Origin of the sequence: Alteromonas sp. MmMcT2-5 (genome assembly GCF_022348315.1) — a bacterium.
GTDB classification, from domain to species: Bacteria; Pseudomonadota; Gammaproteobacteria; order Enterobacterales; family Alteromonadaceae; genus Alteromonas; species Alteromonas macleodii.
On the sequence record NZ_JAKRFB010000032.1, the window covers coordinates 22,792 to 43,512 of the forward strand.

The 20,721-nt window shown below is 44.8% G+C and carries 19 protein-coding genes and 2 pseudogenes; 12 read left to right on the forward strand and 9 right to left on the reverse strand.

Annotation, left to right across the window (positions count from 1 at the left end; all coding sequences use genetic code 11):
* Nucleotides 1-39: 39 nt before the first annotated feature.
* From MHN09_RS13920 to MHN09_RS13930, 3 genes are all read right to left on the reverse strand, one after another.
* A complete protein-coding gene (locus tag MHN09_RS13920; RefSeq protein ID WP_049587896.1) occupies nt 40-927 on the reverse strand; it encodes an SDR family NAD(P)-dependent oxidoreductase in 888 nt (295 codons plus the stop codon).
* A 270-nt stretch (nt 928-1,197) separates the two neighbouring features.
* Complete coding sequence (locus MHN09_RS13925; RefSeq protein WP_202942139.1) at nt 1,198-1,890, reverse strand: SDR family oxidoreductase; 693 nt, start codon at nt 1,888-1,890, stop codon at nt 1,198-1,200.
* A 14-nt stretch (nt 1,891-1,904) separates the two neighbouring features.
* Nucleotides 1,905-2,459 carry a type 1 glutamine amidotransferase domain-containing protein gene (locus tag MHN09_RS13930; protein WP_168463266.1) on the reverse strand — a complete coding sequence of 185 codons (555 nt, stop codon included), beginning with the start codon at nt 2,457-2,459 and terminating at the stop codon, nt 1,905-1,907.
* A 401-nt stretch (nt 2,460-2,860) separates the two neighbouring features.
* Between MHN09_RS13930 and MHN09_RS13935 the strand changes: the two genes are divergently transcribed.
* The 4 genes from MHN09_RS13935 to MHN09_RS13950 all read left to right on the forward strand — a co-directional run bounded on the left by MHN09_RS13935 (nt 2,861) and on the right by MHN09_RS13950 (nt 8,037).
* Nucleotides 2,861-3,814 carry a YihY/virulence factor BrkB family protein gene (locus MHN09_RS13935; protein ID WP_101565449.1) on the forward strand — a complete coding sequence of 318 codons (954 nt, stop codon included), beginning with the start codon at nt 2,861-2,863 and terminating at the stop codon, nt 3,812-3,814.
* Nucleotides 3,815-3,976: 162 nt separating this feature from the next.
* Complete coding sequence (locus MHN09_RS13940) at nt 3,977-5,137, forward strand: MFS transporter (RefSeq protein ID WP_239241128.1); 1,161 nt, start codon at nt 3,977-3,979, stop codon at nt 5,135-5,137.
* Nucleotides 5,138-5,277: 140 nt separating this feature from the next.
* Nucleotides 5,278-7,416, forward strand: a complete 2,139-nt coding sequence (locus MHN09_RS13945; protein WP_239241129.1) for a marine proteobacterial sortase target protein — start codon at nt 5,278-5,280, stop codon at nt 7,414-7,416.
* Nucleotides 7,417-7,467: 51 nt separating this feature from the next.
* Nucleotides 7,468-8,037: a class GN sortase gene (locus MHN09_RS13950; RefSeq protein ID WP_168534204.1), complete on the forward strand. Its 570-nt coding sequence runs from the start codon at nt 7,468-7,470 to the stop codon at nt 8,035-8,037.
* A gap of 85 nt (nt 8,038-8,122) precedes the next feature.
* On the opposite strand, the gene MHN09_RS13955 is transcribed toward MHN09_RS13950, so the two are convergent.
* Both MHN09_RS13955 and add read right to left on the reverse strand, forming a co-directional pair.
* Nucleotides 8,123-9,553 (reverse strand): glycosyl hydrolase family 28 protein, encoded by a 1,431-nt coding sequence (locus tag MHN09_RS13955; RefSeq protein ID WP_239241131.1) that lies wholly within the window; start codon nt 9,551-9,553, stop codon nt 8,123-8,125.
* A 141-nt stretch (nt 9,554-9,694) separates the two neighbouring features.
* On the reverse strand, nt 9,695-10,690 hold the full coding sequence (add, locus tag MHN09_RS13960) for an adenosine deaminase (RefSeq protein ID WP_239241133.1): 996 nt from the start codon (nt 10,688-10,690) through the stop codon (nt 9,695-9,697).
* Between the two features lie 305 nt (nt 10,691-10,995).
* Here add and MHN09_RS13965 point away from each other — a divergent pair, with 305 nt between their 5' ends.
* Nucleotides 10,996-11,904: a hypothetical protein gene (locus MHN09_RS13965; RefSeq protein ID WP_239241135.1), complete on the forward strand. Its 909-nt coding sequence runs from the start codon at nt 10,996-10,998 to the stop codon at nt 11,902-11,904.
* Nucleotides 11,905-12,097: 193 nt separating this feature from the next.
* On the opposite strand, the gene MHN09_RS13970 is transcribed toward MHN09_RS13965, so the two are convergent.
* Nucleotides 12,098-12,739: a peroxiredoxin-like family protein gene (locus tag MHN09_RS13970; protein WP_239241137.1), complete on the reverse strand. Its 642-nt coding sequence runs from the start codon at nt 12,737-12,739 to the stop codon at nt 12,098-12,100.
* Between the two features lie 255 nt (nt 12,740-12,994).
* Between MHN09_RS13970 and MHN09_RS13975 the strand changes: the two genes are divergently transcribed.
* The 3 genes from MHN09_RS13975 to MHN09_RS13985 all read left to right on the forward strand — a co-directional run bounded on the left by MHN09_RS13975 (nt 12,995) and on the right by MHN09_RS13985 (nt 14,529).
* On the forward strand, nt 12,995-13,543 hold the full coding sequence (locus tag MHN09_RS13975) for a YaeQ family protein (protein WP_039232321.1): 549 nt from the start codon (nt 12,995-12,997) through the stop codon (nt 13,541-13,543).
* Entirely contained in the window at nt 13,543-13,851 is a 309-nt protein-coding gene (locus MHN09_RS13980; protein ID WP_168534214.1) for a hypothetical protein, read from the forward strand. The genes MHN09_RS13975 and MHN09_RS13980 overlap by 1 nt, the downstream gene beginning before the upstream one ends.
* 267 nt (nt 13,852-14,118) lie before the next feature.
* On the forward strand, nt 14,119-14,529 hold the full coding sequence (locus tag MHN09_RS13985; RefSeq protein ID WP_039228102.1) for a late embryogenesis abundant protein: 411 nt from the start codon (nt 14,119-14,121) through the stop codon (nt 14,527-14,529).
* Nucleotides 14,530-14,620: 91 nt separating this feature from the next.
* Here MHN09_RS13985 and MHN09_RS13990 read toward each other — a convergent pair whose 3' ends face one another.
* Nucleotides 14,621-15,079, reverse strand: coding sequence for a retropepsin-like aspartic protease (locus tag MHN09_RS13990; RefSeq protein ID WP_239241139.1), 459 nt, complete (start codon nt 15,077-15,079; stop codon nt 14,621-14,623).
* Nucleotides 15,080-15,411: 332 nt separating this feature from the next.
* Here MHN09_RS13990 and MHN09_RS13995 point away from each other — a divergent pair, with 332 nt between their 5' ends.
* The 3 genes and pseudogenes from MHN09_RS13995 (at nt 15,412) to MHN09_RS21465 (ending at nt 17,944) form a co-directional block, all read left to right on the forward strand.
* On the forward strand, nt 15,412-15,780 hold the full coding sequence (locus MHN09_RS13995) for a hypothetical protein (protein ID WP_014977175.1): 369 nt from the start codon (nt 15,412-15,414) through the stop codon (nt 15,778-15,780).
* Nucleotides 15,781-15,974: 194 nt separating this feature from the next.
* The gene (locus MHN09_RS14000) at nt 15,975-16,649 is read left to right on the forward strand and encodes a nitroreductase family protein (protein ID WP_239241141.1); all 675 of its coding nucleotides are present in this window, start codon (nt 15,975-15,977) and stop codon (nt 16,647-16,649) included.
* A gap of 203 nt (nt 16,650-16,852) precedes the next feature.
* Nucleotides 16,853-17,944: pseudogene (locus tag MHN09_RS21465) on the forward strand (site-specific integrase).
* 242 nt (nt 17,945-18,186) lie between these two features.
* Here the strand turns inward: MHN09_RS21465 and MHN09_RS14010 are convergent.
* Nucleotides 18,187-18,846 carry a hypothetical protein gene (locus MHN09_RS14010; RefSeq protein WP_061095650.1) on the reverse strand — a complete coding sequence of 220 codons (660 nt, stop codon included), beginning with the start codon at nt 18,844-18,846 and terminating at the stop codon, nt 18,187-18,189.
* A 25-nt stretch (nt 18,847-18,871) separates the two neighbouring features.
* Nucleotides 18,872-19,396, reverse strand: a complete 525-nt coding sequence (locus MHN09_RS14015; RefSeq protein ID WP_239241143.1) for a hypothetical protein — start codon at nt 19,394-19,396, stop codon at nt 18,872-18,874.
* A gap of 160 nt (nt 19,397-19,556) precedes the next feature.
* Between MHN09_RS14015 and MHN09_RS14020 the strand changes: the two are divergent.
* A pseudogene (locus tag MHN09_RS14020) lies at nt 19,557-20,604 on the forward strand (IS110 family transposase).
* Nucleotides 20,605-20,721 lie beyond the last annotated feature (117 nt).

Consider the following 20,721-nt stretch of genomic DNA (forward strand, 5'->3'; position numbering starts at 1 on the left):
CTTTCGTGTGTTTATACGCAAACCGTAGCCGCGAATGAACTAAAAAGTCACGATTTCATCATCAATAAGATGACCTACAGCCTGACTCTGCTCAGCATCGACAAAGGCGCTATCAATCGCGCCAAAGCGCGCCGTAGTAACCTTTCGATAATTCGGGTGTGTATAAATATAAGTTTGCTCTGACTGAAGCGCCTCTATCACGCGCTCAGCTAGCACAGAGGCATCGATTCCCGACTCTACTGCTTTAGTGGCTGCTTGGGCTCCGGCTTTAAGCTTCTCTTTATCAATGCGTTTTTCAGCGGCTACTGCATATTTTTGTTGCCTATTTCTATACGACTCGTGAATGCGGGTTTTCACGAATGCTGGACACAATACAGAAGTATGGATTCCAAAAGGTTTCAGTTCTGGTACCCAGCTTTCCGTCATAGAGACAACCGCAGCCTTTGATGCGCAATAGGCCGCCGCATATGGCATGCCCATCATTCCCGCCATCGACGCCACGTTTAGCACCCAGCCTCCTTCGCCGTGCTCTTTAATAGCTGGCACGCATGCTTGTGCGCCATAAAGTACGCCCATAACGTTGACGTCCATTACCCAGCGCCAGGTCTCATGCTCCGAATCTTCGACTTTCCCCGGCGTACCGCCAACGCCAGCATTATTGATGACCATATGAACCTTGCCAAACTTCTCTTTGGCGTTAGCTACAATATCTTCCCACTGAGCGTAATCGGTAACATCAAGGGCGCAAGTCAATACATCGAAACCTTTCTCACGTAAGTCGTTACCCGATTCGGTTAATGCAGCATTATCAATATCGCCCATGACGATATTCATACCCTGCCGTGCCAATGCCTCTGCCAGCGCTAACCCTATGCCGCCAGCGGCGCCAGAAATAATAGCGGTCTTACCCGTAAATTCGTTAGACATCTTACTCTCCTGTTATTGTTATTGCGCCGCGGGCCCTTTGGAAAAGCCATTTCAATGAGGAGTTTGCAATCGCCTATCTCACTCAACTAGCGCTTATCTACACACCTAGATTAGGGGTAACAGGAAGGGGAAAATACTTTATTTGGCTAATTTGGATAGCTTCATGAAATTAATAAGTCAGGTTGAACGTACGCGGGGCAAATAAAAAAGGGCAGTGACTAACCCTGCCCTTTGCTTGAATAAATTATCTCTTACCCGTGGTTAGTTCGTTTACTTCGCCGGCATAACATAAACCTCGCGAACGCAGGCTGACTCTTCTGCGCTTAGGGCAAACAATACCGATTTTGCGATATCCGCTGGCTGAAGCTTATCTTCCTTAGGTTCATCGAAAAATGGCGTATTCACCATACCAGGGCAGATAGTTGTACAGCGGCCGCCCCACTCGCGCATTTCTTCGGCGAGGTTCTGACCGAAACCATAAGCAAACCACTTACTTGCCCCATATACAGAGCCTTTGAGGGCTATTCGACCTGCGACCGAAGACGTAATAATGAAGTGGCCTTGCGTATCGCGCAGGTACGGCAATCCGGCTTTTGCAGTATAAAGCAGTCCATTTACGTTTGCGCCCAGCATGCCATCCCAGTCATCTACGTCCCCCTTTTCAATGCCGGCGGCTTTCGCGCCACGCCCGGCATTGGCGAAAATGCCGTCAATGCGACCGAAATGTTCGCTTACCTGTTTAAACGCCTTGTTTACTTCATTAAAGTCGCTTACGTCAGCTTTTACAGCAAATGCATTATCATTGCCAAGCTCTTCAACTAAGGCACGCAGTTTGTCCTCACTTCTCGCTAAGAGGGCAACGTTAAAACCGTTATTTACCAGTTGCTTCGCCGTTTCTTCACCAATGCCGCTGGAGGCACCCGTTATCGCGATAACCTTTTCATTTGTAGCTGAGGTGGACATACACTTCCTCCTTTTTACTGGGCAACCAATTCACTAATTTTGCTTACGAAAGCTGGAATATCATCTGGGTTTCTACTAGTGACTAGTTTTGAGTGGGTCACCACTTCTTCATCAACCCAGGTCGCACCAGCATTTTTGAGATCTGTTTGGATACTAGGAAACGAGGTGAGTGTTGCACCTTTCGCTAACCCAGACTCCACCAGCAACCATGGACCATGACAGATAGCACCTATAGCTTTAATACTTGCCGCGCTGTTTGCACTTTTGATGAAGGCAATAGCATCTTCATTGGTACGCAGCACATCGGGATTGATTTGACCGCCGGGTAGCACAAGGGCATCGTAATCTTCAGGGTTTACTGACGTAACTTGTTTATCAACGCTAATTTCTTTCCCCCAGTTGTCTTCGTCCCATGCTTTGATCGTGGACTGATCATCAATAGATAGCACATCAACTTCAGCACCTTGCTCAATAAACTTGTCTCTTGGTTGAATCAACTCGCTTTGCTCAAAACCATTGGTCGCCAAAATAGCGATTTTTTTGCCTTTAAGGTTTTGGGTGTTGCTCATAGTGTTCTCTCCTTCTGAAAGACGAAATGTAAAGCTAGTAAAAACAGGGGTCGCCACACGACAGGAATAACTGTCCGCCTACCACCATTAGCAAATCACATCAGGTGAACGCGTTAGTTTGTGCATGGCATAACCTAGCTCTTACTATCTAGCTAAGATGCTATTGAAGGTGCAAATTGCAAACCATTCCCAAAGAACAAAGCAAACCATTGATTTTATGAAAATAAATACAAAAAAAAGAAATCTCACCAACACCAATAGTCACGCACATATTCAGATTTTGTGAACGATTTACAGAGCTTCTTTCTCGCTCCTTTTTTTTAAGTTGATGTAAGCCGACAGCGAAGTTTTCATGTATCAAGCTTTAAGAGTTCTATCGATTAGGCAAAACATGAGGACACATGAGCAAGGAACGTTTCAACCACGCTAAATCTGCATTCGAGCTTTCTTTGAAAAGTTGGTGGAGTATTTCAAAGCGTATTTTCACTAGCCTGCAAAAAGATAACATTCCTCTTATCTCCGCTGGGGTTGCCTTTTACTGCTTGCTGGCTATCTTCCCCTTACTAGGGGCAACCATTGCCTTGTATGGGCTTGTTGTATCACCCGACGAACTGCAACGCCACATGGCATTGCTGGTAAATGTGGTGCCAAATGACAGTCGCTACATCATTGAAGAACAGCTTAAAAATTTAACCGAGAAGTCGAATACTGCATTAGGCTGGAGTTTTTTATTTACTCTGCTCTTGTCACTGTGGAGCAGTAGCAAAGGCGCCAACGCACTGATAAAAGCATGCAACATTACCTATAGCGAGGCGGAAGGAAGAGGCTTTTTCAAAGGTATTCTAGCGCGCATTACGTGCACCATATTTATGATCCTTACCGTAATTGTGTCCCTCGCCTGCATCACCATTTTACCCGAAGCATTAAACTGGATGACGTCAAATGCCCTTAGTACCGAGCAAGCCATGTGGGTGACTTGGCCAGTTATGCTGGCCCTATTTAATATTGCGCTTTCAGCCCTATATCGATATGCCCCTCACCGAAGAGAAGCCCAGTGGCGCTGGGTGACGCCGGGGTCAGTTTTTGCCACCTTATTATGGGTGGTAGCCTCGTATGGTTTTTCGATATACCTCAATGAATTTGGAAGCTACAACAAAACCTACGGCTCCGTTGGGGGCATTATTATTTTGCTTATGTGGTTGTATTTAACCGCCTATATCATTCTAATCGGTGCAGAGGTGAACTCGTCGATAGAGCTCCAAACTACTGCAGACAGTACGGTGGGTGAAGACAGACCCATGGGCGAAAGAAACGCATTTGTGGCAGACCATACACCGGATGATTTAAGGCGCTAATGCTTAAACTATCTGAGGCGCATGCACTATCTAGCAGCGCCTTCCTCACCATCAATTTTTAGCATCTTTACGAGCATTTCTTTTCATTTTACCTATATCTGAATTTGCCTCATATTCGCGCCGCGAAATTATCTTCTCTTTCCTTTGATGTAAGGCATTACCTTGGACAACACCCTTATCCCGCCAGCCAAAGCGCGGGTTTCTGTTCCCGTTATTGCGCTGGGTATGTACGCAGTTGCGTCTGGCTATTTGATGAGTCTGATCCCACTAATGCTCAGCCATTACAACCTAGACACGGCTATCGCCAGTTGGCTGGCTAGCAGCTTTTACGCTGGACTACTAGTGGGTGCCCTTAGTATTGAACCGTTGGTAACCCGCGTTGGTTACAAGCACGGTTTTGCGCTGTGTTTAGGCGTACTATTACTAACTATCGCAGTAATGCCTTTGTTTGCTCACACCGCAGTTTGGCTTGTGGCTCGGTTAGTGGCTGGCGTTGCTGTAGCGGGTGTATTTGTTATCGTAGAGTCGTGGCTTTTACACGGCGATGAAGCCGATAGAGCCAAACGTTTAGGCTTATACATGGGCGCACTTTACGGGGGAAGCTCTTTAGGTCAGTTAGGTATTGGCGCTATTGGCGTAGGCGGCATGCTTCCTTTTGCTGCCATTTTCACCATATTGATTTTAGCCATTGGCGTACTTTTGTTTGCAAAGAGCGAGCAGCCTGAAGCTTCCCACAGTACGCCACTGTCGCTAAAGCAAATATCGAAACTAAATCATGCCGCAATTATTGGTTGCATAGTGTCAGGCTTAACCCTAGGTGCCATTTACGGCCTAATGCCTCTTGAACTATTAAACCGGGGCATTGCTCATGACGATTTGGGTAGCTTAATGGCCTTAATTATTTTAGGCGCTATGGCAGTTCAACCTTTAATTCCTGCGTTATCCAAGCATTTAGGCCGCACGTTACTCATGGCGCTATTTTGTTTACTGGGTGTCGCCGCCATAACATTAACCGCAGCGGTTAGCGGTATATACGCTTTGGGAGCAGGTCTGTTTCTATTAGGTATGGCAATATTTGCCCTATACCCAGTGGCAATAAATCTCGCTTGCGACAAACTCGATGCTAGCTTCATTGTATGCGCCACACAGGTCATGCTTTTCAGCTACAGCGTGGGTTCAGTAGTAGGCCCACTCATTGCCGATAACTTTTTAGTAGGCCCTCAAGGGTTGATGGGCTACTTATTTGCGTGCTTACTTGCTACCAGTATTTATATGCTGATAGCCAGTGTTAAAACCAAAGGGCGCGCCATGGCAGGCGAGTAACACACTCGCCACTATTGCCCATTAGATTGCCATAATCTCTGTTCACAATTCGCCCTATTCAGGGCGTTTAATGGTAAGTATCGATACTAAAGCGAGCTTACCTGATGCTATTTTCCAAAACACCCAAGCGGGATTATTTAATGCCTGCCAATACTCACAAACCTTTATTTAGGGAACGGCAACATGCAGCCAAGCCGCGTAATCACAGGTTGCTTATCCTTACTTCCTTCCTCTGCTTTTTGCTTGGTGTAGTAGTTAGCCCGCTAAGTCGCGCTGAGTCTGGCGAGTTGATGCTGCAAAGCGTGGACGGTGAGTCTTCCCCCGCTCTATTGCATTCAACTGAGGTGGATTTACAGGTGAGTGGCATGATTGCGCACGTTACCTATTCTCAAAAATTCACTAACACCAGTAATGAATGGAAGCATGCCGTTTACACCTTTCCGCTTAATGAAAACGCGGCGATTAACAGTATGGAAATGCGTATAGGAGACAGAATAATCCGGGGGCAAATTAAGCCGAAGGCAGAAGCGCAAGAAGCATTTGAAGCGGCCAAAAAAGCGGGAAAGAAAGCCAGCTTAACAGAGCAACAACGCCCAAATTTATTCACCCAGCAGGTCGCGAATATAGCGCCGGGTGAGGAAATAACGGTGACACTTCAGTATGTCCAACAGGTAGACTACCGCGATGGAAAATTTACTTTTCACTTGCCTACTACGCTCACTTCTCGCTATTCGCCCGGCATTCCGCTAAATCAGTTTGACGAGAATATAGAGGCTGAAATATCAGGTACAGGTTGGGGAAAACCCACAGATCAGGTACCCGATGCCAGAGCTATCACGCCTTTTATGAGAGAAGGCAATGAAGGCCCGCAACTTACGTTCAACGCAACACTAAATACTGGTTTAACGCTTAATAGCGTCACTAGCAGAAATCACCGTGTGAATTGGTCAGAATCCACAGGTAATTATCTTGTCACCTTTAATCAAAGCAATATCAAAATGGACCGAGACATTTGGCTAGAGTGGCAGCCTTCGCCCTCTAGTGCACCACAAGCAGCTATTTTCACTGAATCAAAAGATCAGCATGACTACGCCCTTGTTATGCTAATGCCGCCACAAGTGAAGAGCCAAGATTTACAGGATTTTGATCGCGATATCACCTTCGTTATCGACACGTCAGGCTCTATGGGAGGTCGGCCAATTGTCGACGCAAAAGAGAGTTTACAATTAGCGATAGACCGCTTGAGTGAGAAAGACCGATTTAATGTTGTAGCATTTAACAATGACACCACGCGTTTGTTTGAAACCTCGGTAGAGGGAACAACACGAAACAAGCAATATGCGAGGAACTTTGTAAAGCACCTCAATGCAGGGGGCGGCACTGAAATGGCACCAGCGCTTAATGCCGCACTTAAACCCACGACAGCTGAAAACTTTATAAAACAAGTTGTCTTTATCACCGATGGGGCGGTAGGCAATGAAGCTGCATTGTTCTCGCAAATAAAGAACGAACTGGGTGATGCGCGCCTTTTTACAGTAGGCATAGGCAGCGCGCCCAATAGTTATTTTATGACCCGAGCCGCTCAGTTTGGTCGCGGAAGCTATGTATTTGTTAGCAATACTGCAGATATTAAACAGCAAATGGATAGCTTGCTTTATAAGTTAGAAAGCCCTGTGTTGAGTAATTTAAGCCTTACTCTACCAGCTGGCTATGCACAGTCAGCAGAGATTTACCCTTCTAAGATCCCTGATTTATACGCGGGAGTACCTTTGCTCTTGAATGTGAAACTGCCTCATAACGCCGGTACAAGCGGAAAAATAACCCTTAAAGGCACACTAGTAGACAAGCAGGGCACCACTCGCGAGTGGACCCGTTCGGTAGCAATATCGCCAACGTCGACAGGTTCTACTCAACACATTGGCGTAGCGACTGCGTGGGCAAGAAAGAAAGTGGCGGCGTTAATGGATGAAAAAGCGTTAGGGCGAAATGTAGATGAAGTAAAACAGGACATTCTTGCTGTAGCCCTGCCCCATAAACTTATAACAGAGTTCACCAGCTTCGTTGCTATTGAAGAAAAAATAGCAAATACACAGCGCATACCGTCTTCCACCGAAAACGTAAGAAACTTAATGCCACAGGGAACGCAATTCAGACAAATCAGTTACCCCCAAACCGCAGCGGGTGTATCTGAGCATGTCATATTAGGTGTGATTGCCATACTTTTATTGTCGCTTTTTCACAGCATCGCCTTTTTGCGAAACAAAGGGGGACGAGATTAGCACCTTAGGCTCATTTCTTTATTTTTTGACTGAATATTGCTTGGACAAACAATGATTAAATACTCTTTTACCATCATCTTAGTCTTGATCGCCACAGCCAGCTTTGGCAAAGCTGGCTGGATATTACTGAAAGCCGAGCTCGCGCAGTATTTGATTCAATCTTCGTGGGAAGAAACACTAACCACTGGTGCTAACCAGAAGCCTTGGCGTTGGTCTGATACTTGGCCAGTAGGCAAGCTGGTTCATGCCAAAAGCGAAACGCAGCTGTATGTACTAGAAGGCGCACAGGGAAACGCTCTTGCATTTGGCCCTGGACACCACACCGACTCGCCCCCACTCGGACAGGGTGGTAGTGTGATTGGCGGACATAGAGATACTCACTTCACGTTCTTAAAGAAGGTGAGAGCCAGAGATATTATGCAATTGCAGTTGCCGAACTCACAGTGGGTAACCTATCGGGTTGTATCGAAGACGATAGTCGATGCCGCCTCGGCAATGAAAGTAGATGTAAATGGGCAGCAGCTCTATTTAGTTACCTGCTACCCATTTAATGCGGTATCAACACAAAGTAATTTACGCCTTGTTGTTGAGCTGGTCGAAAATGAAAGCCAGCGAACCTAAATAGGTTCGCCTACAATTAATTAGCCGCTTGTTACGGCGAAAATAAAGGACCAATGCGAACAACCTATCGCGTTTAACCTGTTCTCTAGCGAGTAACAGATTCTATGTGCAGCGAAGAAAACGTGCCGTTCCAGATTTGCTCACCTATGCTGACATTTTCAAAGCTAATATCGTCGGCATTTTCTAGGATAAGAATTTCTTCTGCTTCCTTAATTTTAATGTCTTTGAATTTAACGTTGTGCACAGGGGCTGCGTCCGGAGCGTGAATTTCCAAAACCGTTCCCACATTTTCTACCGTTAAATCTTCAATAATAATGTCGGTATAGGTAGCCGGAAAATTACCATGTAAATTACTTGGGTAGTTTAGCTGGAACCAGAATAAGTGCTTAAACGAAGCCACTTTACTGCCTCTAATTCGAACCATTTCGACGCGCCCGCCTCTGTCTAAGTTACTCTTAAAGCGATATGCTGAGTCGCCTTCATGCAAGATGTTGTTCTCAAAAAATACGCGCTTAATGCCGCCAGACATTTCCGAACCAAGACCAATGCCGTCTTCCCCGCCTAAATCATTGTTTCGCGCAACAATGTCTGTGCTAGGTATACCTATATTTCGACCGTCGGCGTCTCTACCAGACTTAATAACGATACCGTCATCACCGGTTCTAAAGTGACTATCTTCAGCAAGCACAAACTGGCTCGACTCAATGTCTAACCCATCGTTGTTGTACAGGTGACTTTCTACCTTCACTCGTCTTACCGTAGCATGAGAAGTATAAACTAAGTGATTAACCCAAAACGGTGAGTTCAGGGCCGTATAATCTTCAAGCAGCACACGCTTGGCGTGGAAAAACTGAATAAGCGGAGGGCGCAAGTAATGCCCTTCTCCGAACTGACGCTTCTCTACCGGAACGCCATCAAAACCCATTTTACGAAGCGCATGCATATCTGTATTTTGTTTCTCATACCAGCCAATGAACGCCGATTGGGCATTTCCGTCGATAGTACCTTTACCTGTAATTGCCACATCTTCCACATTTAGCGCATAAATTAGCGGTGAATAGGTAAATACCTCAGTACCCTCCCAACGGGTTTTAACCACCGGTAGGTAGTGCGAAGGGTCGCCGGAAAACAGCAGAGTAGCGCCCTCCTCTAGGTGCAAGTTCACTTTGCTTTTAAGACGAATAGGACCGTCTACTTGCCATGTTCCTTTGGGCACAACAACAATACCGCCGCCGCTAGCCGAAGCCTTGTCAATTACACTTTGAATTGGCGCTCGCGCTGCACTTAGTGAAGTATCACTCACATCAACCACAAATTTTTCGTTTGGAATAGTGGGCAGCTGGATCTGATTTACAATCTGTTCAGCAATTTCCCAGTCTTCGTCAGTAGATGCCGACGCATAGAAACAAGTTAGAAGGGTCACAATAAACGCCACCCATCCCAAAGCCCGGCGGTGTGTGAAACGGCTGGGGTAGCTACTCATAGAACGGTCAACATCAGGTATAAAGCGCAGCATAAAAGCTCCATTATTTAAGTCGTAACTGATTACGTTTAAGAAACAAAATATTCACATCACGACAATAATGCCACCGGTGGCATTATTAATCAAAATAATGTTACTGCCCGTTTAACCACGGCACGATTTTTATCTTTCGGATTAGTTTACTTTGCGCTTAAGTGCGGCTTTTTCGGTTTCACTTAAAAAAGCAATTGCCAATGCATTCTCTTGCGCTTGTTTAATATGAGAAGGCATAAGGCCAGCTTGCTTAGCTGCAACGGAGAATTCGTGATCTAACTCTACACCTTGAACTGCCGGGTCGTCGGTATTCAGGCAGGCGAGTATGCCGTGATCCAAAAAGGTTGTTAACGGGTGCTCTGTTAATGATGTGACCGTGTTCGTCAATACGTTGCTGGTTAAACAGCTTTCAATACCAATACGGTTGTCGCGCAAATAGTCCATTAGCTTAGCATCATTAATAGCGTTAACACCGTGTCCTATCCGCACAGCACCTAAGTCGTTAATGGCTTGCCAAATGCTCTGCGAGCCTACTGCTTCACCTGCATGAATTGTGATAGGCAGCCCTTCGCGGCGCACTTTTGTAAAGTGCTCTATGAACATGTTGCCAGGAAAGCCTTTTTCATCTCCCGCCAAATCAATTGCAGTTATATGCGCTTTACAGGCCAAGATTGAATCTAGCTCATGCTGACATACTTTTGCGCCATAAGAACGCGACAAAATACCGATGAGATTAACTTTAACATCGTGATTTTTAGCTGCGCTTTTTACACCGTCTATCACGGCCTCAACCACACCTTGAGTTGGTAGCCCGTGACTTTCCCCCATAAAATAAGGACTAAAACGCAGCTCTGTGTAGTCAATACCCTGCTTAGCCGCATCTTCTACATTCTCTATCGCCACCCGTTTGCAGGCGTCGAGACTGCCTAACACCTTAACGCCCCAAGTAAGCTTATCTAAAAATGACACCAAATCGGGGGCGATCTCCATTACTTGAACATGCGGTCGCAAGCCCTCTAACGAATAAGCTGGCAAACAAATGTTAAATTGCTGACCAAGCTCCAGAATGGTTTGCAGACGCACATTGCCATCTAAATGACGATGTAAATCAAGTAATGGAAAGTTTTTATTTATCATAGAAATACGATGAGTTAAGGCGTAAGCCCTACTATACCACTTGGCGCTGTAAACCTCGCATTCTTGCAGAAAATAACTTTTTTATAGCGGGACAAAACAGTACTTTTTTTGAAACAAAATTTGTTTTAAGTTCGCTCTTGGCATCTAACTTCACTCTATCGATGCTTTTCTTGATTACTTCTCATAACTTTCAGTAGCAACGAGCCAGTTGCTCGTTGGCGTGCGCCTTGTCACACAGGCTAAATACCACCAAAGAGCAACAGGCCTCTTCGTTATCACCAAAAAACACTAACAGGAGCACAATCATGTGCGGAAAATGTATAGAAGGCTGCTATTTAGCAGGCTGGCGTAATGGCGTGTATTCATTCGAACATATGCAAGAAGAACCCGATTTTATGGGGAATGATGTAAAGGCTGCCCATGGCTTGGTGGAAGCGGTATGCTCATTAGGTTCTTCGCTCAATGAGCTCCACGCACTTGGATTAGCGGACTCGCCAATGATAGCTTGGGCAGGATGGATTTATTCGAGAAACGAATCGCACACCCAAATCGATTTAACACGGCATGACGACGTTCTCAAATATCAGAGGGCCTTACGTCATTCAAAAGAAAGTAAATGGGCTGAGATTAATGCCCTCTACCCGAACATTGCGAAGTTTTTAGATAACCTAACGCTTCAAGACATTGCTAACACCCTCGATGAAGCGCTTCTCGATGAAATTGAGACATGCCTTCTTGCTCTTCATGGTAACGGGTATTACACCTTTGAATTCGTAGAGTCTATGTTCGCCGCCGAAGGGCTATTCCCCATTATTGAGCTTACTAATACTGCAAAGCCGTCACTGTTTGTTGACCATGCACTTGAAATATTCTTACTAACCGAACATCTTTTACACTTTCGCCCATTGTCTTGGGCGCTTCGTGTGGCGTTAACTGTTGACTTAACGTGCGATTTCGACAGCTTTCATATGGCGTGGCGTCGATACACCGCTAACCGCGTGTTAAACGCGCTTCTAATAAATCGCAATTTGAAAGGTGTGTACGCGTTAGCAAGTACACTTGAACTCAATACCGTTCACGCTATATGTCAGCGGAACGTAGCGAATAAACACTTACTTACTCAGCTATTAAGCGTCGTAAACAACTGCAAAGGCGACACTTATATTGAACCTAAACGTCTAGCCGCGCACATCACTTCATTGATCTCAGTGTAAATGCTTACTCCTTACACTTTGATATTTTGAGATAGGGTGACTCGGTGAATGGTTAAGTACAGCTCGTTATGACAGTCAAATACGTGCGAATCTAACTTAATCATTATAAGACGCGATGAAATGAAGTGCTCGATATCATAGAGTACTTTTGGCATGCCTTACCAAGAACAACGCCTTGGTAAGGCTATTCGCATTACATTTCTTTTTTAAGGGTTTTCGCAACCGCTAAAACTAGGTCTGCCGACGGGCGAACTTTGAAGTCTGGGTTAACATAGCTAAACAAAACCTGCCCTTTTTTATTGAGCATGAAGATGCTGGGTGCTGGCAAAACACTATTACCGCTTTCATCTTTTGTTAAGTTAATGCCATAGGTTTTGTACTTTAACTCAGTCACAGTATCTAAATAGAATCCAACGCCGAACTCACGAATAGTGTCTAGTTTGTCGTCGGATAAAAGCGTAACCAAGAATTCTGTTTCAAGCTTTTGCTCTTGCAAGCGCTCTGGTGATTCAGGTGAAATGGCCAAAATCTGATAGCCCATATCCACCAAGTCTTTTTCAATATCTTTAAGCTGGGCAAGCTGCTCATTACAATACGGGCACCACCCGCCGCGATAAAAAAGTACAATGCTGGGCTTTTGCATGGTAAGCGCTTGTAAGCTTACTGGCGAACCATCTGCCATTTTAAGTGTTGTTTTAGGCGCCACTTGACCATTAAGCAACGGCGTTACTGAATCTGCATCTTCTGCAATAGTGCCACGCTCCAAAGCATACGCATTTGATGCGCCTGCTATACAGGCGAACATTAACATCGCCATAGCCACTAGTCTCTTCATCACCCCTCTCCGTTTTCATTTTTGTTTGTTTAGTTTTTGGTTATCCGCGCTTTGCGCGATGTCCAATATGACCGAGAAGCTTCACTAGAAATTTCGCGCTCCAATAAATAAACCGACAAATACTTGTATTGGGCGCTACTCACCTACAGCGAAATTTGCTTTTTACTGCTACTATAGCGCCAAAACTTGCTATGCCATTTTTTACATAGCACACGGGGTTAACTTCAAGCCTCCTAAGAACAAAGCAGGAACACCATGGCTCTTAAAGCGACCATTTTTAAAGCTGACATATCCATAACGGATATGGATCGCAATTACTATAACGACCACAACCTTACGATTGCCCGTCACCCTTCTGAAAATGACGAACGAATGATGCTGCGCGTGGTTGCGTTTATTGTTAATGCTCATGAACGCCTACAGTTTACCAAAGGGCTGTCTGACGATGACGTTCCAGATTTATGGCAAAAGAGTTTTAGCGATGAAATAGAGCTGTGGATTGAGTTAGGCCAACCCTCTGAACAGCGCATCAAAAAGGGCTGCAATCAAAGCCAACAAATGATGATTTATTCCTACGCCGACAACAGCTTCGACGCGTGGTGGAAGAAAGAACATAACAAGCTACAAACCAAAAAGAACTTATCAGTTTTCACTTTGCCAGAGTCGCTTGCCGCTACTTTGGCCAATGCTGTTCATCGCTCTATGCAAATACAGGTTACTATTCAAGATGGGCAAATGTGGCTAACCATTGAAGGTGCAGATGTCACCGAGAGCGTTGAAGTGTCTATAGAGAAGCAGTTGTAATGAAAAAACTCTCTGCCGTTCAACTCAAACAGCAAGCACTGGTTTTTAGTGTAGCCGATAGCCTTGAAGCACAAGCGCTTGAAGAGTTAAATGGTATGCAACAGTGTTGGTTTGACGTTCAGTATCACCAATTCCCCGGCTCGTTACTGCTTCGCTTTCAATTCGAAAATGAAGAAGCGGTGTCAAACGCTGAACCTGAGCTAAAGAAGTGGCAGCGAAAATTAAGCGCAGCGCTACTTAAAAAAGGCGTTGTGTTGAAAGATATGCGCAGGCATCTCGTATTTACCACACAAGGCCCAGAAGAGTAACCCACATCACGCTTTGCAGAACAGGATATCCAACTTCTTTGTTCAATCTTAGCCAGGTTTGTTTTTGGTTATAAACCTTTCATTTTTCCTCATAAAGTCTACTTACACTTTATCAGGTAAGTAGGCTAGACTGGTCTCGTCGAATATTCAGCTTGCCGAATATGACAATAAAACGGCAGGCATTTTGAACGTTTACAATGGATATTTGAACACACCATGTTGACCGGCTTTGAAACAAGCCACTATCCCAGCAAAAGGAGCTTCACAATGAAAACTAAAGCAATGGCGTTAGCACTGTTACTGTCTTTAATGGGCTGTACTGAGTCTAGCGAAGAGACGAAAAGCGAAGTAAAAAAAGAGATGGAAAAAGCGGGCGAAGCGACAGCAGACGCCTATGACAGCGCAAAAGAAAGTGCTGCAGATTCATGGGATAAAACCAAAGACGCGAGCTCTGAAGCTTACGAAGAAGGTAAAGAAATGGCTTCTGATGCCTTTGATGACGGCAAAGAGATGGCTTCAGACGCATACGAAGATGGCAAGAAAATGGCCTCTGACGCATACGACGCAACGGCTGAGAAAGCAGGCGAATTTAAAGACGCCGCAGCGAAGAAAGCTTATGAAGCTTGCGTAAAAATGAAAGAGCAAATGGGCGGTGACGTTAGCGAGTGCGACGATTAATTTAATCTTCCAGCGAAAAACAAATTTGAAAGCGAACCTTCGGGTTCGCTTTTTTATTGCTGTTTAATCAAACAAAAGTGAATCATTCACGCTATTCACACCCGGCTAAAATAACAGCGTCTGGTGTTATAGTTAAAGGTGCGACCCTAAGCAACGTATTAATACCTAAAATATTGTTCCCTTTGGGAAGCACGGCCACTTCCACTGGCCCCACTTCGCACGTATTTCCTATACGAACCGAGTTTAATTGATACTGAGATATTTTAACGATCTTTCCGTTTGCCATTCTGGCAGCAGAGGTTCTGGTGGCAAGAAGCTTTTGATTTCTTGTTAGCGCGTCGAACGTAGTTTGATTGAGGGTTAACAAGCTTGAACCCGTATCTAATAGAAACGAAGCCTTTATGTTCGATTCTAGGGTCGCTTCTAGATACAGTGTTCCGCCTTTGCTTTGTGAAAGAGGAATATTTTGCTCTATCGCTGACACGGCAGATGTGCACGCTAACCAAAAAGTTAGCAGAACAAATAAGGGGATTTTAAATTTTACACTCACCGCACATACACCCTTTGTCGATACTTTATATAGGTGTTGATTGACAGCAAGATAAAGACCAAAGGGTAAATGATTGATTTTACCGAAACTCTACAATATCAGACGGTGCCACAGCACCATAATAGTGCACAAAACCATCCATTCCGCACCATCGTTAAACACTCCGTTTTCAACGCAGTAGCTTCTCTTTCAACTGCTCCCCATTCTCTTGATTACTTAAATTCTCTATATCCAGTTAGGTGATAGCAATTACCTATCACCAATCGTCATTGTTTAGAACTTTTTTGCTCATACAATGTAGAAAGGTATGTATGTCAACGAGAGGACACGACATGAAATTACGCTATGTATTGGGTTCATTAATTACGGCTGTTTCACTTGGTTTTTCTGCAAACGCAGCGCAAGCTATGACATCATCAACTGATGAAACGGTTGATGTACAAGTAGTTGACTATTCAGGAAAGCCGCCATTTAAACGCAAGATCGTAAGCTTATCGGTTAACGATGTAGCGCAATTGGAATCCGTAGGGCAAGAAGCGATTGAGTACGTAGAAGTGAAAGAAGTCATCATGCGCGGTAAGCCACCGTATCGCAGAGTGACAACCATGATGCCTGTGTATGACGTTGCCCAACTTGAAATGCTAGAAGAGCAGACTGACACGCAAAAACGCGGCACTCGCCCGCCGTTCAAACGCCACTAACAGCGTTTTCTACTACCAACGTATTTCACCAAAGCGATTCACTTTTCCTGAGTGAGTCGCTTTTTTATTGTGCATACTTGTTTACGCCATTTTCTATTTCGATGTATATAACACGCCCTAGTTAGCACGTTTTTATTTTTAATAACCCGTCACTAACGATAGAGTAGTAAAAAAGCAGAAAAACGAGATTATAAATGCAGCCTCACGACCATTCTCCGCTCAGTGATTTTATTGAGTACCCTGAAGAGCAAATGCTTTCCCGAAGCGAAGATTTTTTAAAAACCATGCAGCGCCGCCACAGTATTCGTCACTTTAGTGACAAGCACGTTGATAAAGCGGTAATCGAAAACTGTATTTTGACTGCTGGCACCGCACCTAGTGGAGCGAATCATCAGCCTTGGCATTTCGCCGCCATTCAGTCGCCCGAAGTAAAACAACAAATACGCGAACAGGCTGAAGCGCATGAGCGCGGTTTTTATAATGGGCGTGCGGGGCAACAGTGGCTAGATGACCTAAAGCCGTTAGGCACTGACGCAAGTAAACCCTATCTGGAAACCGCGCCTTGGCTTATTGCCGTATTCAGTCAAAAGTTTGGAGAGACAGAAACGGGCGAAAAAAGCCAAAACTACTTTGTGCACGAATCGGTGGGTATCGCAGTGGGTATGCTTATTACTTCACTCCACAACGCAGGTTTGGCAACCTTGACCCACACACCAAAGCCAATGAACTTTTTGACCGAAGTCTGTCAACGGCCTAATAACGAGCGTGCTTATATGCTTATTATTGCGGGCTATCCGGCGGATAACGCCACAATTCCTGCACACGCCATGCAAAAAAAGTCGCTTAGCGAAATTGCGAGCTTTCTTTAAATTTAAAAAGCGCTATTGGCCTGGGCGCATGAAGTAAACTAAGTATTTAAAACGGCATAACTCATAATCGATTGGTCCGCTGTTCAAGTCTGCGAGGGGCCACCATTCAAATCAAGCACTTATCGCTTACCCTTCTTTGAATGTTGCCTTTTATTCCGTCCCGAGGTACAAAATCAGTACAGTACGCATTCGGGAGTACTCACATGGCAACTTTAGTTAAAACTACCTCAGGTACCTGGAAAGCCGTTATTCGAAAAACCGGCTGGCCGACGACGTCCAAAACTTTTCGTCTCAAACGCGATGCCGAGGATTGGGTAAGACGCTCTGAAGATGAAATTGTGCGTGGCGTCTACATCAAACGTTCCTCGTCAGAACGCCTCACCATTGAAGAAGCATTAAAACGCTACCTGGCAGAAATCTCACCGACCAAACGACCGGCGACCGCAGCCTGTGATGCAAGACATTCCAAACCGATTATCAAAGCCCTGGGGAAATACTCCCTGGCCGCCCTGACTCCAGAAATCATTGCCAAGTATCGAGATGACCGGTTAGCTGGCCTGGACCGTTGCGACGCCAGAGGTAACCTAGCACCCAAGTCACGCTCACCTAATACCGTGCGCATTGACCTTGCTCTGCTCAGTCACCTGTACAACATTGCGATTAAAGAATGGGGTATCGGTCTGGCAATTAACCCGGTTCATAATATTCGTAAGCACTCCCCGCCTTCTGGCGGGGAACGACGCTTGACCGAGGAAGAAGAGCTACAGTTCCTGGAAGCTGTTGAGGTACACACCAATCCGATGCTGGCCTGGATTGTTCGTATCGCGCTGGAAACTGGTATGCGTTCATCTGAAATCACTTCTCTCCGCCGCTCCCAGGTCGATTTAAAAAAGCGTGTGGTTTTCCTGCTCGAAACCAAAAACACCATGCCGAGAACCGTTCCGCTTTCTCTCCTGGCGTTAGAATCCTTTTAGCAGGCGATTAATAATCCGCTACGGCCCATTAATACCGACCTGATTTTCTTTGGTGAATCAGGCAAAGACGGCAAGCGACACCCCTACAACTTCAACAAGGTATGGATGAAGATCAAAGCCAAGATTGGTCTGAAGGATTTTAAATTCCACGACCTGCGCCACGAGAGCGTCAGCCGTTTGGTTGAAGGCGGATTGAGTGATCAGCAAGCCGCCGCCATCAGCGGCCATAAATCGATACAGATGCTACGCCACTATACCCACCCAAGAGCTGAAGACCTGGTTGAAGAACTTGACGCGATTGCTAAAGGGAAAAAGGCTTAGACAACACCGCCCCCTCAAGTGTCAATGAAATGGGGATTAGGCCGACGTGTCCTGGCTGTGAGCAATGGACAAGTCTGGTTTATTGACACTTGGGAAGCCGGTACGTTTCAGCCTCCAATATCCATAACAATTCAATACTGCCTAAATCATGTTTAAACAGACGCATGTTAGTTTAAACATGATTTAAAACTTTCTGTCGGGTTAGGAAACTATGTCTATTCCTTGATCGTTTGTTAAGCCTTTTATTCAGGAGACAAATAGCCTCTCAGCAACTCTTCCAATTGCTCTTTTAAAACCTTTGATTTGGTTACTGTAAACTCATAAAAGTTTTCCTGCTTGTCATACACCTGATCAACGTGTTTCCCCTGTAAACCAGGCAACATTGATACATTCATAGCTCCTTGGTATTGGCGAACTTGTTTATCGATTTCTATAGCAAACTCTTCAATTTCTTTACTGACCGATGCATCCAGCCAAAGCTTTTCAGCCTCAAAACTATTACGAAACTCGTCCACAGCATCGTTGAATTCATGAAATTTGTTTTCATCAGTCGCCAAGAGGATTTTTCTCGAGCCACTCAACAAGTCTGCCAATTTAGAGTAAATTTTCTCAATCGCGTCGATCTTTTTCTCATGATACTTAGACAGCTTAATTTGATACTCAATGGTGCCCTTTTCCAACTGACGTTTAATGCTTTCGGTCTCTGATGTAATCACTCGGTTCTGTTCTTTTATGTCTCTAAAAGCAAGTTTAATAGCTGTTAATTCACCCGATTTTTTGAATAGAGCTACACAATATACACAGACAACGGTAATCAAAAAGATAAAAAAATTGAGATATATGAGCTTATCGTTCGAATCTATAATTGCATTAGCTATAGCTTGTAATTCTTCGTATTTCATTATTTTTCCATTGAGGCTTAACGCCTCATTCAGCGGACGGCTGCACTGACTTGTTATGCGTGACCTGTGAATGTAGATGATCGATATGCCGCTGCAAACGTATATGCCAAAAATAAAAACCAAATCCTGAAATGAGAACACCCAAAGCGTCTCCAAGAACGCTTATGTTTCTCGCCCATTGGTATTTTTCCAATTTCGAATTGACTGTGAATCTTTTGGCAGGGTTTGCATCAAGCAGTGCGCCAGTCTCTACCTTCAATTTCTCGGACCCTTGAAGTATTGCATCAAGTTCCTTTTTGTGAGTTTCAGACAGAGAGTTAATATCGCCTTGGTCGCTATTGTAAATGGCTATTCCTTCATTTGTTTTCGCTGCAAACCTTCCGTATGCCTCCGCTCCCTCAAACATCATATTTATATATCCTTCATTGGACTCGAAAAAGGCATCGAAATCGTTGGAAGCATTCCACCAAAATGCACCCGATGACCCGGCAATTAGAAGTCCAAGCACAGCGAGAAATTTATATAAATTGTCTGTTGGAGGAGAAATCATCTGTCACTTACCTTAATTCATAACGCCGCGCTCTGCTGCAAATTTGAAGCGCATCGGAAAATTTGTCCGATAGCAGCGCTTTGATAATCATTGAGCCCCCTCCCTATCAGCATAAACTGAGTTTATCCTAATAGGCGACCAAACCAAGGGAAAAAACTCAATGAACTTTTATACTAATACACATCCGTACTATTGTGGAATCGATCTTCACACAAGACTGCTTTACGTCTGCATTATTGATAATGAAAACAATATTCTCGTTCACGAAAAAATCGATGATTCACCGGACAAACTGTTAGCGCTTTTAAAGCCATATCTGGGCAATATTGTTGTTAGTGTTGAATGCATGCACTGTTGGTATTGGGTGTCTGATTTTTGTGAAGAGCACAATATTGATTTTATTCTTGGCCATGCGCTTTACATGAAAGCCATTCATGCAGGCAAACCAAAAATGATAAGATTGATGCACTCAAGATTGCCAAGCTCATGCGTGGTGGCAATTTCCCGTTAGCACATGCCTGTTCAAAAGAACATCGCTCAATACGTGATGCGCTTCGTCGTAGAACCCACATAATGAGAATGAGTGCGCAACTGAAAGCGCACGTGTCCAGTACGATCAGTCAATACAACCTACCAGCGCTGGAGTCTCGTTTGAATCTGCAAAATTCACCTGACCGAGAAAAAATGCATCACTTTTTTCCTGATGAAGCTGTGCAAAAGAGCATGGATTTAAACCTCAATATTATCGAAACCATGGTGAGTGAACTTTACAAGATTGAACACTATGTAAAGACTCAGGCACAAACACACCGTGCAACAGATTTACATATCCTTAAGTCGTTTCCAGGTATCGGAAAAACTTTAGCCCGACCATTTTGTATGAAGTTGGCGATATTAAGCGGTTTCCATCAGTTCAGAAGTTTGCCCCGTATTCACGGTTAGTGAAATGCAAAGCTGAGTCGGCCGGTAACACACACGGTACGCAGGGTAATAAGATTGGCAACGCACACTTGAAGTGGGCATTCAGTGAAGCAGCGGTGTTGTACCTCAAAGGTAATGACAACGCCAAACGATATTTAGCCAAGCTACAAAAGAGAATGAGCAAGGCGAAGGCCTTATCTGCACTCGCTCATAAAATCGGGCGATGTGCTTACTTTATGTTGAAGAACCAGCAGGTATTCGATGAAGAACGTTTTTTAAACGGGTAAGTCGCACAGTGGCATAAGCTGCAACGTCTAACTGGTTAAACGACGAGTATCGACTTATCGCACAGCACTCTGCATCAAGCAGCATCGATAAGTATACCAACAAGTCATGACCTGCTA